The 14,738-nt window shown below is 64.9% G+C and carries 18 protein-coding genes; 14 read left to right on the top strand and 4 right to left on the bottom strand.

Going from position 1 to position 14,738, the window contains the following annotated elements:
- Positions 1-34: 34 nt before the first annotated feature.
- The 4 genes from OP497_RS06515 to OP497_RS06500 all read left to right on the top strand — a co-directional run bounded on the left by OP497_RS06515 (position 35) and on the right by OP497_RS06500 (position 5,622).
- Complete coding sequence (locus tag OP497_RS06515) at positions 35-1,858, top strand: acyl-CoA dehydrogenase (RefSeq protein WP_280547327.1); 1,824 nt, start codon at positions 35-37, stop codon at positions 1,856-1,858.
- A 61-nt stretch (positions 1,859-1,919) separates the two neighbouring features.
- Complete coding sequence (locus tag OP497_RS06510) at positions 1,920-3,548, top strand: acyl-CoA synthetase (RefSeq protein WP_280547325.1); 1,629 nt, start codon at positions 1,920-1,922, stop codon at positions 3,546-3,548.
- A gap of 204 nt (positions 3,549-3,752) precedes the next feature.
- Positions 3,753-4,598 carry a 3-hydroxybutyryl-CoA dehydrogenase gene (locus OP497_RS06505; protein ID WP_280547324.1) on the top strand — a complete coding sequence of 282 codons (846 nt, stop codon included), beginning with the start codon at positions 3,753-3,755 and terminating at the stop codon, positions 4,596-4,598.
- Positions 4,599-4,848: 250 nt separating this feature from the next.
- Positions 4,849-5,622 carry an enoyl-CoA hydratase-related protein gene (locus tag OP497_RS06500; RefSeq protein WP_280547323.1) on the top strand — a complete coding sequence of 258 codons (774 nt, stop codon included), beginning with the start codon at positions 4,849-4,851 and terminating at the stop codon, positions 5,620-5,622.
- A 164-nt stretch (positions 5,623-5,786) separates the two neighbouring features.
- On the opposite strand, the gene OP497_RS06495 is transcribed toward OP497_RS06500, so the two are convergent.
- Together OP497_RS06495 and OP497_RS06490 are read right to left on the bottom strand one after the other, a co-directional pair.
- Positions 5,787-6,263 carry a peroxiredoxin gene (locus OP497_RS06495; RefSeq protein WP_280547322.1) on the bottom strand — a complete coding sequence of 159 codons (477 nt, stop codon included), beginning with the start codon at positions 6,261-6,263 and terminating at the stop codon, positions 5,787-5,789.
- A gap of 107 nt (positions 6,264-6,370) precedes the next feature.
- Entirely contained in the window at positions 6,371-7,252 is an 882-nt protein-coding gene (locus OP497_RS06490; protein ID WP_280547321.1) for a DMT family transporter, read from the bottom strand.
- A gap of 196 nt (positions 7,253-7,448) precedes the next feature.
- Here OP497_RS06490 and OP497_RS06485 point away from each other — a divergent pair, with 196 nt between their 5' ends.
- The 6 genes from OP497_RS06485 to OP497_RS06460 all read left to right on the top strand — a co-directional run bounded on the left by OP497_RS06485 (position 7,449) and on the right by OP497_RS06460 (position 12,156).
- Positions 7,449-8,528, top strand: coding sequence for an NAD(P)-dependent alcohol dehydrogenase (locus OP497_RS06485; RefSeq protein WP_280547320.1), 1,080 nt, complete (start codon positions 7,449-7,451; stop codon positions 8,526-8,528).
- Positions 8,529-8,677: 149 nt separating this feature from the next.
- Positions 8,678-9,022, top strand: a complete 345-nt coding sequence (locus OP497_RS06480; protein WP_280547319.1) for a hypothetical protein — start codon at positions 8,678-8,680, stop codon at positions 9,020-9,022.
- A gap of 51 nt (positions 9,023-9,073) precedes the next feature.
- A complete protein-coding gene (locus OP497_RS06475) occupies positions 9,074-9,919 on the top strand; it encodes an MOSC N-terminal beta barrel domain-containing protein (protein ID WP_280547318.1) in 846 nt (281 codons plus the stop codon).
- Between the two features lie 106 nt (positions 9,920-10,025).
- Positions 10,026-10,799, top strand: coding sequence for an ADP-ribosylglycohydrolase family protein (locus tag OP497_RS06470; RefSeq protein ID WP_280547317.1), 774 nt, complete (start codon positions 10,026-10,028; stop codon positions 10,797-10,799).
- A gap of 542 nt (positions 10,800-11,341) precedes the next feature.
- Positions 11,342-11,677: a hypothetical protein gene (locus tag OP497_RS06465; protein ID WP_280547316.1), complete on the top strand. Its 336-nt coding sequence runs from the start codon at positions 11,342-11,344 to the stop codon at positions 11,675-11,677.
- Positions 11,678-11,778: 101 nt separating this feature from the next.
- A complete protein-coding gene (locus OP497_RS06460; protein ID WP_280547315.1) occupies positions 11,779-12,156 on the top strand; it encodes a DUF4160 domain-containing protein in 378 nt (125 codons plus the stop codon).
- Positions 12,157-12,254: 98 nt separating this feature from the next.
- Here the strand turns inward: OP497_RS06460 and OP497_RS06455 are convergent, their stop codons facing one another.
- Entirely contained in the window at positions 12,255-12,545 is a 291-nt protein-coding gene (locus OP497_RS06455; protein ID WP_280547314.1) for a type II toxin-antitoxin system RelE/ParE family toxin, read from the bottom strand.
- On the bottom strand, positions 12,538-12,759 hold the full coding sequence (locus OP497_RS06450; protein ID WP_074395037.1) for a hypothetical protein: 222 nt from the start codon (positions 12,757-12,759) through the stop codon (positions 12,538-12,540). The genes OP497_RS06455 and OP497_RS06450 overlap by 8 nt, the downstream gene beginning before the upstream one ends.
- Before the next feature lie 229 nt (positions 12,760-12,988).
- On the opposite strand from OP497_RS06450, the gene OP497_RS06445 reads away from it, so the two are divergent.
- The 4 genes from OP497_RS06445 (at position 12,989) to OP497_RS06430 (ending at position 14,655) form a co-directional block, all read left to right on the top strand.
- A complete protein-coding gene (locus OP497_RS06445; RefSeq protein WP_280547311.1) occupies positions 12,989-13,117 on the top strand; it encodes a hypothetical protein in 129 nt (42 codons plus the stop codon).
- A gap of 532 nt (positions 13,118-13,649) precedes the next feature.
- Complete coding sequence (locus OP497_RS06440) at positions 13,650-13,835, top strand: tyrosine-type recombinase/integrase (RefSeq protein WP_280547309.1); 186 nt, start codon at positions 13,650-13,652, stop codon at positions 13,833-13,835.
- On the top strand, positions 13,828-14,217 hold the full coding sequence (locus OP497_RS06435; RefSeq protein WP_280547308.1) for a transposase zinc-binding domain-containing protein: 390 nt from the start codon (positions 13,828-13,830) through the stop codon (positions 14,215-14,217). Before OP497_RS06440 ends, OP497_RS06435 begins: the two co-directional genes overlap by 8 nt.
- Positions 14,218-14,238: 21 nt before the next feature.
- Complete coding sequence (locus tag OP497_RS06430) at positions 14,239-14,655, top strand: transposase (RefSeq protein ID WP_280547306.1); 417 nt, start codon at positions 14,239-14,241, stop codon at positions 14,653-14,655.
- Positions 14,656-14,738: the final 83 nt, after the last annotated feature.

Genomic DNA, 14,738 nt, shown 5'->3' with positions numbered 1-14,738 from the left:
ACTATCGTGGCTATCATTTTCCCCGAGGTGACCCATGACCCCCTATGCTGCCCCCGTCCGCGACGTCCGCTTTGTGCTGGAGGAGATGCTCGAGTACGGCTCGCTCTCGCTGCCCGGCTTCGAGGAGGCCAGTTCTGACCTGGTGGAGGCCGTGCTGGAGGAGGCCGCGAGGCTCGCCGGCGAGGTGTGGGCACCCCTTAACGCCAGCGGCGACCGCCAGGGCTGCACCCGCCGCGACGACGGCGGCGTGAGCGTCCCCGACGGCTTCGCCGAGGCCTACCGCGCCTACGCCGAGGGCGGCTGGAATGGCATCGGGGTCTCCGAGGCGCTGGGCGGCCAGGGGCTGCCCGAGGTGGTGGCCAGCGCCGTGCAGGAGATGCTTCACGGCGCCAACATGGCGCTGGGCCTCTGCCCGATGCTCACCGCCGGGGCCATCGAGGCTCTGACCCACCATGGCAGCGAGGCGCAGCAGGCCACCTACCTGGCGAAGCTGGTCGAGGGCAGCTGGACCGGCACCATGAACCTCACCGAGCCCCAGGCGGGCTCGGATCTCTCCAAGGTGCGCACCCGTGCCGTGCCCCAGGAGGACGGCAGCTACCGGCTCTTCGGCCAGAAGATCTACATCACCTGGGGCGAACACGACGCCGCCGAGAACATCATCCATCTGGTGCTGGCGCGCAAGCCGGACGCCCCGGAAGGCAACAAGGGCATTTCGCTGTTCCTGGTGCCGAAGTACTTGGTGAAGAAGTACTTGGTGAATGAGCCCCTGGTCAATCAAGACGGGAGCCTGGGCGAGCGCAACGATGTCACCTGTGCGGCCATCGAGCACAAGCTGGGCATCCACGGCTCGCCCACCTGCTCCCTGAGCTTCGGTGAAAACGGCGGCGCCATCGGCTACCTGGTGGGCGAGGAGGGGCGCGGCCTCAACCACATGTTCACCATGATGAACGAGGCGCGTCACAAGGTGGGAATCCAGGGCATCGGCGTGGCCGAGCGGGCCTGCCAGCACGCCTTTGCCTACGCCCTGGAGCGCGTCCAGGGGCGCAGCCCGCGCTCCGGCCGCAATGACTGCGCCATCGCCGACCACCTCGACGTGCGCCGCATGCTGCTCTCCATGCGCGCGCGCACCGATGCCCTGCGCGCGCTCGCCCTCTACTGCGCCGCCCAGCTCGACGTGGCCCGCCACGCGGCGGACGCGGCTGATCGCAAGGCGGCCCAGGCGCGGGTCGACGTGCTGATCCCGGTGGTCAAGGCCTTCTCCACTGACCAGGCGGTGGAAATCGCCTCCCTGGGGGTGCAGGTGCACGGCGGCATGGGCTACATCGAGGAGACCGGCGCCGCCCAGCTGCTGCGCGATGCCCGCATCGCCCCCATCTACGAGGGCACCAACGGCATTCAGGCCCTGGACCTGGCCGGGCGCAAGCTGCAGCGCGACGGCGGTGCGGCCCTCAAGGGGCTGATCGACCAGGTGGAGGCCACGGCTGCTGCCCTGGCCGCCAACGCTGAGCTCGCCCCCTTGGGAGAGAGCCTGGCCGGCGGGGCCGCCGACCTGCGCGCCGCCATGGCTGCGGTGCTCGAGGCGGGCGCCGAGCCCGAGCGGGGTGCCGATGCCGTCCAGGCCTATGCCACCCCTTTCCTGTCGCTGGCTGGCCACGTGCTATGCGCCTGGCAGATGGGCCGGGCGGCGCTGGCGGCTAGCGCCGCCCAGGCCACTGGTAGCGACGACCCGTTCTATCGGGCCAAATGCCAGAGCGCCGACTACGCTATTCGCCAATGGCTACCGGTGGGCCGCGCCCAGCGGGCGGTGATCGAGGCCGGCATGGCGAGTCTCGCCGCCTTCGACGCGGCCACCCAGTGATCTTCCCGCCGCCGGCCTCGCGCCAGCGGCGTGCTTTCCAGACCACGCTACGGAGTCAACCATGAGCCAGAGCATCTTCGAGCAGGGCCTCCCCAGGACCCCCGCCAACTTTGTGGCGCTCTCGCCACTGACCTTCATCGAGCGTACCGCCTCGGTCTATCCGGATTATCCCGCGGTGGTCCACGGCGAGACCCGCCGCGATTGGGGTACCACCTGGGAGCGCTGCCGGCGGCTCGCCTCGGCGCTGGAGCAGCGCGGCATCCGGCCCGGCGAGACGGTGGCCGCCATGCTGCCCAACGTGCCGGCGATGTTTGAGGCCCACTTCGGGGTACCGCTGGCCGGCTGCGTGCTCAACACCCTGAACATCCGCCTGGACGCCGAGGCCATCGCCTACATGCTCGAGCACGGCGAGGCCAGCGCAATCCTCGTCGACCCCGAGTTCAGCGATGTCATCGAGGCCGCGGTGGCCAAGCTCGAGAACAAACCCTTGATCATCGACGTGGCGGACGCGCAGTTCGTGCCCGATGGTCGAGCCATTGGTGATCTCGAGTACGAGGCGCTGCTGGCGGAGGGCGATCCCGCCTATCCCTATCGGCTGCCCGAGGACGAGTGGCAGGCGATTTCGCTCAACTACACCTCCGGAACCACCGGCAAGCCCAAGGGCGTGGTCTATCACCATCGCGGCGCCTATCTGAATGCCACCAGCAATATCCTGGTGTGGGCGATGCCCCACCATCCGGTCTACCTCTGGACCCTGCCGATGTTCCACTGCAACGGCTGGTGCTTCCCCTGGACCATCGCCGCCGCCGCCGGCACCAACGTCTGCCTGCGCAAGGTGGAGGCGAAGAAGGTGATGGACCTGATCGCTGACGAGCAGGTGAGCCATTTCAGCGGCGCGCCCATCGTGCTCAACGGCCTGGTCAACCTGCCCGCGGAGGATAAGCGCGCCTTCGACCACCCGGTCAAGGTCACCACCGCGGGGGCGGCGCCACCCGCCTCGGTGATCGCCGGCGTGGAGAAGCTCGGCATCGACGTGACCCACGTCTACGGCCTCACCGAGGTCTACGGCCCGGTGACCTCCTGTGCCTGGCGTGAGGCCTGGGATGAGCTGCCGATGGAAGAGCGGGCCAGGATCAAGTCCCGTCAGGGGGTTCGCTACCCCATGCTGGAGGCGCTCTGCGTTGCCGACCCCAACACCCTGGAGCCGGTGCCCAAGGACGGCCAGACCCTCGGCGAGATCCTGATGCGCGGCAACAACGTGATGAAGGGCTATCTGAAGAACGAGGCGGCCACCGAGCAGGCCCTGGAGGGCGGCTGGTACCATACCGGCGACCTCGCCGTGTGGCATGCCGACGGCTACCTCGAGATCAAGGACCGCTCCAAGGACATCATCATTTCCGGCGGCGAGAACATCTCCACCATCGAGGTGGAGGACACCATCTATTCGCACCCAGCGGTGGAGGAGGCCGCGGTGGTGGCCAAGCCCGACGAGAAGTGGGGCGAGATTCCTTGTGCCTTCGTCAAGCTCAAGGTCGGCTATGGCGAGGTCACCGAGCAGGAGATCATCGACCACTGCCGGGCGCACCTGGCGCACTTCAAGGCGCCGAAGGCGGTGATCTTCAGCGAGCTGCCCAAGACCTCCACCGGCAAGATCCAGAAGTTCGTGCTGCGCGAAGAAGCGCGCAAGTAGGAACGATGCTCCCATTGCGATGGCCTTGGCCGGCTATGACATGGGCAGAGGCGCAGGGGTTTGTGGGAGCGATGCTTGCATCGCGATGGGTCTGGCGGAGCACTGGGGCCCTCTTCGGGGTCAAGGCCCTCTTCAGGCTTGTCGCCGGAAAAAGCTTCGAGCGACAGTCCATGGCAGATCAAGACAAATCATCAGGAGAGTGCAATGAGTGATCAACCGATCGGCGTGGTCGGCGCCGGCACCATGGGCCAGGGCATCGCCCAGGTCCTGGCCACCAGCGGCTTCGCCGTCAAGCTCTACGATGTGGCCGACGAGCAGCTCGGGCGTGCCCGGGCGGCCATCGACAAGGGCCTGGGCAAGCTGGTGGCCAAGGAGAAGCTCAGTGATGCCGACCGGGAGGCTGCCCTGGCGCGCCTGGATACCACGACGGCGTTGGACGCCCTGCGTGAATGCGCGGTGATCATCGAGGCCGCCCCCGAGCAGCCGGCGCTCAAGGAGAAGCTGTTCCGCGACCTGAGCCGCCTGAGCCACGAGGCGATACTGGCCTCCAACACCTCCTCGCTGTCGCTGACGCGGCTCGCCGCCGTCTGCGAGCGCCCCGAGCGGGTGGTGGGCATGCACTTCTTCAACCCGGTGCCGGTGCTCAAGCTGGTCGAGGTGATTCGCGCCGAGCAGACGTCCGACGCTACCGTGTCGCGCATCGAGCAACTGGCTGCCGACCTCGGCAAGACGCCGGTGCCGGTGGGCGACTCGCCCGGCTTCGCGGTCAACCGCCTGCTGGTGCCGATGATCAACGAGGCGGCCTTCCTGGTGCAGGAGGGCGCCGCCACCCCCGAGGCGGTGGACGAGGCCATGAAGTTGGGCGCCGCCCATCCGATGGGCCCGCTGGCGCTGGGTGACCTGATCGGCCTGGATGTCTGCCTGGCGATCATGGAGGTGCTGCAGGATGGCTTCGGCGATCCCAAGTACCGCCCCTGCCCGCTGCTCAAGCGCATGGTGGCCGCCGGCTACCTGGGGCGGAAGAGTGGCCGCGGCTTCCACGTCTACTAGGAAGCGACGATTCACTACTGCGCTCGATATCCTGGCCGCCGGCGGTCCCGAAGCGTCGGACCGTCGCTCTCCTCATGTAGCAGGCTACACTCCGGGAGCTGCGGTCCAGCGGCAACCAGCCTATCTTCGCTCGTGGCGTGAATCGAATGCTTCCTTCTCGTTGATACGCCGAAGAGGGGATTGCCGCCCAACCAAGCGTTCGCTAGGGTTGGGCGGTCTACCCTTCAAGAACAACGCCAGGAGCCCCAAAATGAGCGAGTCCCCGATTGAAGTTGTAGAAAACGCCGGCATCGTGCGCCTGACCATCAGCCGTCCCAAGGCGCTGAATGCCCTGAACAGCGACGTGCTGGTCGAGCTGGAACGCGTGCTGGCCGAGCTCGAGGCCCGCGACGACCTGCGTGCCGTGTTGATCACCGGCGCCGGCGAGAAGTCCTTCGTGGCCGGTGCCGATATCGCCGAGATGCGCGAGAAGACACCCGAGCAAGCCCGCGACTTCGCCCGTCAGGCGCTGGATACCTTCAAGCGCTTGGAGACCCTGCCGGTGCCCACCGTGGCGCTGGTCAACGGCTTCTGCCTGGGCGGGGGCTGCGAGCTGGCGCTGGCCTGCGACTGGGCGGTGGCCAGCGACAACGCCATCTTCGGTCAGCCCGAGGTGCTGCTCGGCGTGATCCCCGGCTTCGGCGGCACCCAGCGCCTGCCGCGTCGGGTCGGCCCGGCCATGGCCATCGACCTGTGCACCACCGGGCGCAAGATCGACGCTGCCGAGGCGCTGCGCATCGGTCTGGTCAACCGCGTGATGCCCCAGGCCGAGCTCGAGGGCTACGTCGATGAGCTCACCAAGCAGATCGGCGGCAATGGTCCGCGGTCGGTGCGCGCCGCCAAGCAGGCGATCCACGACGGCATGGACCAGGACCTGGACAGCGCCCTGGCGCTGGAGAATGCCCTGTTCGCCTTCTGCTTCGCCGGCGACGAGCAGACCGAGGGCATGAGCGCCTTCGTCGAGAAGCGCAAGCCGAACTTCTGAGCCGTCATCAACTTGGCAAGCAGAAACAGCGCGGCCGTGGCATGGATGCCACGGCCGCGCTGCGTCCGGCGGGTGATCACCGTCACCCTCTCCAGGCGCTCGAAGGGGGTATTGATATTAAGGGGAAAGGCTCATGGAGGCCTGACGTGTCGGGTGGCCAAGGCCTACAGCTGGGCCAGCACCGTCTCGGCACTGCTCTTGTCGACGCCCTTCTCGTCGATGCCCAGTGACGTCACCACGCCGTCATCGACGATCATCGCGAAGCGCTGAGAGCGAATGCCCATGCCGCCGGCGGTCGCGTCCTTCTCCAGCCCCAGCGCCCGGGTCAGCTCGGCGTTGCCGTCGGCCAGCATGGTGAAGGCCTGGGCGTTCTGGTCCTGCTGCCAGGCACCCATCACGAAGGCGTCGTTGACCGACAGGCAGGCGATGGCGTCGACGCCCTTGGCGAGGATCTTGTCGGCATTGACCACGAAGCCCGGCATATGGGTGTTGGAACAACCGGGAGTGAAGGCGCCGGGCACCGCGAACAATACCACCCTGCGGCCGGCGAACAGCTCGCCAGTGGATAGGTCCTGGGGGCCGTCCGGGCCGTTGGTCTTGAGGGTCACGTCGGGAATTCGGTCGCCGATGGCAATCGTCATGGCGGGCTCCTTGGTTTGGGGTATGACGTCGTCAGTCTGACCCCCTGAGGGCGGTTTCGCCAAGCCCCGGACGTGCGGCAAGGGAGTGGCGTGCGGCGAGGGTCAGTCTAGGCGACTCGGCGACGGCGGCGCCGGATCATGCGGGTGGCGATGGCGGTGCCGGCCAGGGTGATCGCCATGCCGGCCAGTATCTGCAGGCTGAGACGCTCGCCCAGCAGCAGGTAGCCCCAGACCAGGGCGCTGACCGGCACCAGGAAGGTCACCGTGGAGGTGGCCGTGGCCCCGGCGCTGGCGATCAGGCCGAAGTAGAGCAGGAAGGCCAGCGTGGTGCTGAGCACCGCGAGCGCCAGGCCGTTGGCCCAGGCCAGGCCACTGATCGGCTCCGCGGGCCAGAGCATCAGCCCCGGGACGAGCAGGATCAGCGCCGACATGGTGGTGCTGCCGGCGGCCAGCACCCGCACCGGCAGGTGAGTAAGATAGGTCTTCGAGTAGTTGCCGGCCACCCCGTAGCAGAAGGTCGCCCCCAGCACGGCAAGGATGAACCAGCCATCGCCGCCCAGGGCGAAGTCCAGCCGGTCGGCCGAGAGCACATAGACCCCGAACAGCGCCATGGCCAGTCCCAGGTACTGCTGGCGCTGGATGGGCGTGGCGAAGAACAGCGCCCCGAGCAGTGCCGTGAAGATCGGCGTGGTGGCATTGATCAGCGAGGTGAAGCCCGCCTCCAGGCGGGTAGTGGCGAGTGCCAGCAGCGAAAAGGGCAGCACATGGTTGATCAATCCCAGCACCAAGAGCCTGCCCGCATGCTCCCGCACCAGCCTGAGGTAGTGAACGCTGAGTAGCAGCGGCACCAGCAGCGCCGCGCCAACCCCCATGCGCACCAGCACCAGCGGCACCGGGCCGAACTCGGGTGACGCCACCCGCATGAAGATGAACGACAGGCCCCACAACGAGGAGAGCAGCAGCAGGCGCAGGGTATCGGCGGGTGACATTCCAGTTCCTTTGGAGAGCGAAAGCGCGTTCGGGTGAACCCGAAGGTTACGGCGGCTCAAGGGCCATGGGAAGCCGTGATGCCACGGGGCACGGAATACGGCGTTGCAGCATGACGTTGATGTGGATCAAAGGTGGAGTCAGAGAACTCCTGCTATAGCTGAAGGGTACTTTTCCTTCACGCGCCAGGAGTCTGTCATGCCCGCCATGATGAAAGCCGCCGTCTTCGTTGAACCCGGCCGCATCGAGATCGACGACCGCCCGATTCCCGACATCGGCCCCAACGATGCCCTGATCCGGGTGACCACCACCACCATCTGCGGCACCGACGTGCATATCCTCAAGGGCGAGTACCCGGTGGAGACGGGCCTGATCGTGGGCCATGAGCCGGTGGGGGTGATCGAGAAGCTCGGCGCCAACGTTCAGGGCTATCGGGAAGGGCAGCGGGTGATCGCTGGGGCGATCTGCCCGAGCTTTACCTCCTACGCCTGCCAGGATGGCTGCAGCTCCCAGGATGGCGGCCACCACGCCCACGGCTACAAGCCCATGGGCGGCTGGCGCTTCGGCAACACCATCGACGGCGCCCAGGCCGAGTACCTGTGCGTGCCGGATGCCCAGGCCAACCTCTCGCCGGTGCCCGACGGCCTCACCGACGACCAGGTGCTGATGTGCCCCGATATCATGTCCACCGGCTTCGCCGGCGCCGAATCCGCCAACATCAAGATCGGCGACAGCGTGGCGGTATTCGCCCAGGGCCCCATCGGCCTGTGCGCCACTGCCGGCGCCCGGCTGCGCGGCGCGGGGCTGATCATCGCCGTGGACGGCGTCGATGAGCGCCTCGAGATGGCCCGCAAGATGGGCGCCGACGTGACCCTCAACTTCCGCCAGGTGGACGTCGTTTCCGAGATCCTCAAGCTCACCGGCGGGCGCGGCGTGGATGCCTCCATCGAGGCGTTGGGGCTGCAGCAGACCTTCGAGCAGGCGCTGCGTGTCATCAAGCCCGGCGGCACCCTGTCGAGCCTCGGGGTCTACTCCGAGAGCCTCACCATCCCGCTGGACGCCTTCTGCGCGGGCCTGGGCGACCATCGCATCGTCACCTCGCTGTGCCCCGGCGGCAAGGAGCGCATGCGCCGGCTGATGCAGATCATCGACAGCGGCCGCCTGGATCTCGGCCCGATGGTCACCCACCGCTACCCGCTGGAGAAGATCGTCGATGCCTACGACCTCTTCTCTCATCAGCGTGATGGCGTGCTGAAGGTCGCCCTCGAGGTGTCGTGAGGGTTACCGAACGCGAGAAAGGGTCCTGAAACAGGGGGCGGCGAGGGACCGCCAACCCGGCATGCGCCATGGGGCGGGTGTTGGCGGAGGCATGGCTTCGGCGAGAGTTCTGGTACACTCGCGCCATCCCTGTGGTTGACGGAGACACGATGGAAACGGAACTGAATGAATTCGAGCAGCAGATGCGTCGCGAGATCAACGCCTTCATGGATAACGAGCAGGAGACTCGTCGCAAGGCGGCGACCTCGCCCCCCGAATGGCCCGCCGACGCGAACCCTGCCCCCAAGGCCACGCGCAGCAAGCCATCCGGCGCGCCGAAGACCGGCCACCTGGTGAAGCTGGCGGTGCGCACCAAGCCGCTGGAGCTCGATAGCGTCTTCGAGCACGTCTCCTCCAGCATCTCCAAGGTCGAGGCTCAGCTGGAAGCCGAGAAGGCCGCCCGCAAGGCGGGTTATCCGATCATCGGCTACGTGGTCGAGACCCGCCGGCTGTAATCGCTTTCTGGCTGGGCTAGGCTTGGGGCTTTCCCGCCTCAGGAGCCGCCCGTGAGGATCACCGAACTTCATATCTATCCCGTCAAATCGCTGGGCGGCATCACGCTCGGCCAGGCCGAACTGGGCGCCCGGGGCTTGACCTATGACCGCCACTGGATGGTGGTCGACGACATCGGCCGCTTCGTCACCCAGCGCCAGCTGCCGCACATGGCGCGGATCGTCGTGCGCCTGGATGACGAGGCGCTGATACTGGAATACCCCGAGGCGGCGCCGCTACGCATTTCGCTTCGGCGTGACGACCAGCCCCGACTGCCGGTGTATGTCTGGGACGACCAGTGCCAGGCACTGGACGAGGGGGCGGAGGCCGCCGCGTGGCTCGGCGCCGTGCTGGGCGACTTCAAGGGCAGTGGCCTGCGGCTGGTGCGTTTCGCGCCGGACCAACGTCGTAACGTCGAGCCCCACTTCCTGGCGCCCGGCGAGCAGGCCCACACCGCCTTCGCCGATGGCTATCCCTTCCTGGTGGTCTCCGAGGCCTCGCTGGCCGAGGTCAACCGGACGCTGCAGGCCAAGGGCCTCGCCCCGGTGCCCATGGCCCGCTTCCGGCCCAGTATCGTCGTGGACGGTGACGAGCCTTTCGCCGAGGACGGCTGGGGCGAGCTTTCCCTCCACGAGGGCGCGGTCCGGCTGGGGCTGCGCAAGCCCTGCCAGCGCTGCAAGATCACCACCGTCGACCAGGCGACCGGCAAGATCGCCGTGCCCGGCGAGCCTCTGCGCACCCTGGTGGAGATGAGCACCCGCCTGGCCCCCGGCGGCTACTTCGGCCAGAACGCCATCCTGCTGGCGGGCGAGGGCCAGACGATCGCCGTCGGCGAGGCGCTGGCGCCGAGCCCGCGCTGATGTCCTGACCCCCTGATTTCCCGGCCCCTGCCGCGCCCCCGCTCCGTGCCGGACTATACTGCGGGAGAGGGCGGGGATTGGAGGCACCGGACGACGGAGGTGACGCATGCTGGGAGCCATCGCCGGCGACATCATCGGCTCGGTCCACGAGCAAGCGGGGACCAAGACCCGCGACTTCCCGCTGTTCACGCCCGGGAGCACCTTCACCGATGATACCGTGCTGAGCGTGGCGGTGGCCGAGGTGCTGCTCGAGGGAGGCGACTTCGCCGAGGCCTTCCACGCCTACTATCACCGCTACCCGGAGGCCGGTTTCGGTGGCCATTTCCGCCAGTGGGCGATAAGCGGTGAGCGTCGCCCCTATCACAGCCTCGCCAATGGCTCGGCCATGCGGGTCAGTCCGGTGGGGTTCGCGGCCAGCTCCCTGGACGAGGCGCTGACGCTGGCCCGACGCAGCGCCGAGGTCACCCACGACCACCCCGAGGGCATCCGTGGCGCCCAAGCCGTGGCGGCCGTCATCTTCCTGGCCCGTCACGGCGCCTCGCGGCTCGAGATCCTCACCGAGATCGAGGAGCGCTTCTACTACGACCTCGCGCCGCGCCTCGACGATATCCGCCCCGGCTACCGCTTCGACGTGACCTGCCGGGGCTCGGTGCCCCAGGCCATCATCGCCTTCCTGGAGGCGGACGGTGTCGAGGAGGCCATCCGCAACGCCGTCTCGCTGGGCGGCGATGCCGACACCCTGGCCTGCATGGCCGGCGGCATGGCGGAAGCCTTCCACGGCGGCGTGCCGGCCCCGATCGCCAAGGAGACCCTGGCCAGACTCGCCCCCGAGCTGCGCTCTGTCGTCGAGGCCTTCCGGGCGCGCCACGGCCTCGACTGACCACTTCCCGGGCCCCGATGCCGGCAGACACGCAGGGCCCTGCCGTGAAGGCAGGCCAGCTCCCCATGACCGCTGCGGGTTCGCATCGAGACCCCGCCAGCGGCTTAGGCAGGCCACCGATTGGCACCAGAAACCTACGACCTTTTCATCAGGCTGCGGTGATACAACCCGAAGCAATCTTTGCTAACGTGAAGTGATTCGATGTTCGCAGGGATGGCGACGCTGATATCCCGCAACCGCCAGGATGGCAGCCCCTTGTGCGCCTTCCGGCGGTAGCGTGCCCCGAGACTGGGAATTTCGCCCCTTGCCCGTCAGCCTGTGGCCGATGGGTTGTATTGGTCGAAGGGCGGCTATCGACCCAAAGCGGCCTTTCCGGCAAATGCAGCAGGAGCGCGAATTTTGGATATGTAGCCTAATTTTAATTAAAATTATGGAGAATTAAGAGATTGAAAGCGCTTTTGCAAGCAGCATTTTTCAATAAAACGTGCCGGCACGTTGATCCAATCATAGAACGCGCCGTCTAATACCTGTTATGTGTAAGTATGAATGAATCCAACGAATCTAGAAGAATTCTAGCGCTCAATGAAGTGAACGCATTCGTTTCGTTCCTCAGGTCCAGAGGTTTGGAAGCCTGGGCAAAAAGGTACGAGGTACTTTCGCGCGCGCTGGCAGAAGGCAATATTCAGCACGCTGTAGCTCAAGAAAAGAGCATTCCCAAAGGTGGTATGGGCGGATTGACTGATCTCTATATCTGCAAGGAGAACGGGCACAAGACGGAGAACCCTGAAAACGACAACGAAACTTTGATGAAACACATAGGCCAGGTTTCTCAGGCGTTTTCTCAGCTACGCAAACAGTTGAAGGGGTATGTCCGGTAAAGCACATAACCAGGCCAAGCACAGCGACAGCTTTTCCGTTGCGGCTTCGCCTTCACTACAAAGCTGCGCGTGTTGGCAGCGTTACACCTCACGGAGGAACTATGAGCCTTGACGAGGAATTCAAGGAGCTGCAGAGGTTATTTGCTCAAAAGGATGACATTACCCAGCCAAGGCGACCTTCAAAAAGTGATTTCATGGAGATTCTCTTGGCTAAGAGAAAAAACATGAAAATCAAGATCTACCAGGAAAAGGGGCATAAATTACCTCATATCCACATTGATTATGGTAAGCAACAACACGCCGCCAGTTATTCGATTGAGTCGGGTGAAAGGCTGGAAGGTAACTTGCCCAAGAAATACGATAGTGATGTTGTCTCCTGGCTTGAGAGAAACAGGCGCCACATTATCGAAATTTGGCACACTCTACAGGCAGGCAACTCACATGAGGCGCTGGTTGCAGAATTGGCAGGTGATGTGTAACAAGGCGCATCAATTCGCGGCCTGCGGCCGCCGGACGCCCTTTACATTGCGGCTGCGCCTCCATTACAAGGGCGCCGTTGTGCGCTGGCGTTACAACGTCATTTCTTCCGCTTTAGATCGCAGTAGAAGTTTTCGTGTGATCCCAGGGCCATCAGTTCGAGGACAAGAGCACCATCATCAAAGCTGTAACCTAGCAGCGTCAACTGCTTGTTCATTTTGAACTTATGGACTCGCAGAAAGGCCAGATCCCCTTTCTTCTGCTCACCAATGTTGGGGTCGGCGATTAAGTCCTTAACCGCCAGATCAAGGTCTGTTTTCTGGTTGGGCTTGAGTTTCTTTACCGCTTTCTTGAACGTAGGGGTCTGTAATACACTCGTGGCTTTAACCAAAATCGTAGGCCTCCAGCTTTCCGGCGTCCCGCTCTGCCTGCGCGATGATGGCTTGCCTTACAAATTCGTAGGGTAAATCGGGGTTATCTTCCATTATCTCGCCGATTTTTGCCCAATGTTCTATTTGTTTGGGAGGGGTTCGATTAAGAGCTTTGGCCATAATAGTGGCTTTTTCAATTAGCTTTTGATCTAAGCGAATACTGTTCGTAGCCATTTGTGCCTCCAGCGTAGAGTTTTCTTAATTGTAGCACTATGCCACAATCGAAGCAAGTTGTAACAAGGCGCTGTTGTCGGACTGCTTTTCCGCTGGCGCTACAAAGCAGCCGCAAAGCGCGGCGTTGAACTAAACCGCTTCGCGGTAGCTGTCGTCGAATCCTGTCTTTCGCTTCATCGAACCACACTGTTCTTCGACCCTCATGGGTCAAAGAACAGGAGTGACGACGATGACTGCCTTACGACAGACGATGATCGAGGCCATGCGTCAGCATGGCTTCGCGCAACGCACCCACACTACCTACCTGATGGTGATCACGGACCTGGCGCGCTGTTTCCACCGACCGCCAGACAGTTGAGCACCGACGACCTGCAACGCTTCTTCAATCATCTGGTCCAGGAACGCAGTTTGTTAGCCGCCAGCTGCCGCGTCTATCTGCACGGCGTGCGGTTCCTGTACCTCCAGGTGCTGCACTGGCCGTCGGTTGAGGTATCGCCCGTGGTGCCGAAGACACCACAACGGATTCCGGAGCTGCTGACTCGCGACGACGTCCGGCGGATCCTGGCCGCGTGCCACAACCCCAAGCATCGCATGATGCTCGAACTGTGTTATGGCTGCGGACTGCGCGTGAGCGAGGTCTGCCACCTACGGGTCCGGGACATCGACGGCCAGCGCGGCCAGCTCCGTGTGGCGCAGGGCAAGGGGGCGAAGGACCGCATGGTCCTGCTACCGGCGACCCTGCTCGATCGCTTGCGTGATGTCTGGCGTGCCTATCGGCCGCCGACCTGGCTTGTTCCCCAGTGCCCTGTTCCCGGATCGTGCGCTGCACCCGAGCGCGCCGCAGAAGGCCTTTACCCAGGCCAAGCGCCAGGCCGGGGTCGAACGGATCGGTGGCATCCACAGCCTACGCCACGCATGTCCTGGAGCAGGGACTGCCCGTTCATCAGCTTCAACGGTTGCTGGGCCACCGCAGCGTCCAGTCGACGATGCGCTACCTGCACTGGCTGCCGGGCCAGCAGGGGACGAGTCAGGGCCCCATCGACCTGGTGGCCGGCCTGGAGGTGAGCCATGACTGAGACTGCCACCCTTCAACAGGCCCTGACCCGCTTTCTCGATCCGGCCGGCCTCGATCTCCAGCGTCAACGGGTGTGCCACCACCTGCTTGCCTGTCGCACCGAGGCGATGGGCGGGACGGTCTTGCAGTGTACGGACTGCGACCACACCCAGCCGCACTACTTCGGCTGTCGCGATCGTCACTGCCCGCAGTGCCAGGGCTGCGCCATGTATCAGTGGGCCGAGCGTCAGCAGGCGAACATCCTGTCGGTGCGCTACTACCACGTCGTGTTCACCCTGCCGCACAGCTTCAACGGCGGGGTCCAGCTTCACCCCGAGGTGATTTACCGACTGCTGTTCCAGAGCGTCTGGCACACCCTCCGATTCTTTGGTCGCGATCCCTAGCGTCTCGGTGGCGAGATGGGCATGAGCGCCGTGCTTCACACCTGGGGCCAGAACCTGAGCCAGCACGTGCACCTGCATTGCCTGGTCCCCGGCGGTGCGCTGGGCGACGATGGCGGCTGGCATGGGGCTCGCAGTCGCTACCTGTTCCCGGTCCGGGCCCTGTCGCGCCACTTTCGCGGGCACATGGTCAGTGCCCTGCGTCAGGCCGCCACTGCCGGCGAACTCCACCGGGTCACCCGGCCGGGTGACGTGGACAATCAGCTCAACACCCTGATGGCCACTGAGTGGGTGGTCTACAGCAAGGACTGTCTCGAGCACACGCCCGGCGTGGTCCGCTACCTGGCGCGCTACACGCGCCAGATCGCCATCAGCAACGCCCGCATTCTCGCCGTGGACGACCACCAGGTGACCCCTGATGGATCCCCACGAAATAGATAAGAAAATCAGGATGATATGATTGAAAAGACCTGCATGGGTCGGCATGTTGTTAATCGCCAAACAAACAATATGCCTAAGGAGGA

Source organism: Halomonas sp. 11-S5, from assembly GCF_029889825.1.
Taxonomy (GTDB): Bacteria; Pseudomonadota; Gammaproteobacteria; order Pseudomonadales; family Halomonadaceae; genus Halomonas.
This window is presented reverse-complemented; position numbering and strand designations above follow the sequence as displayed.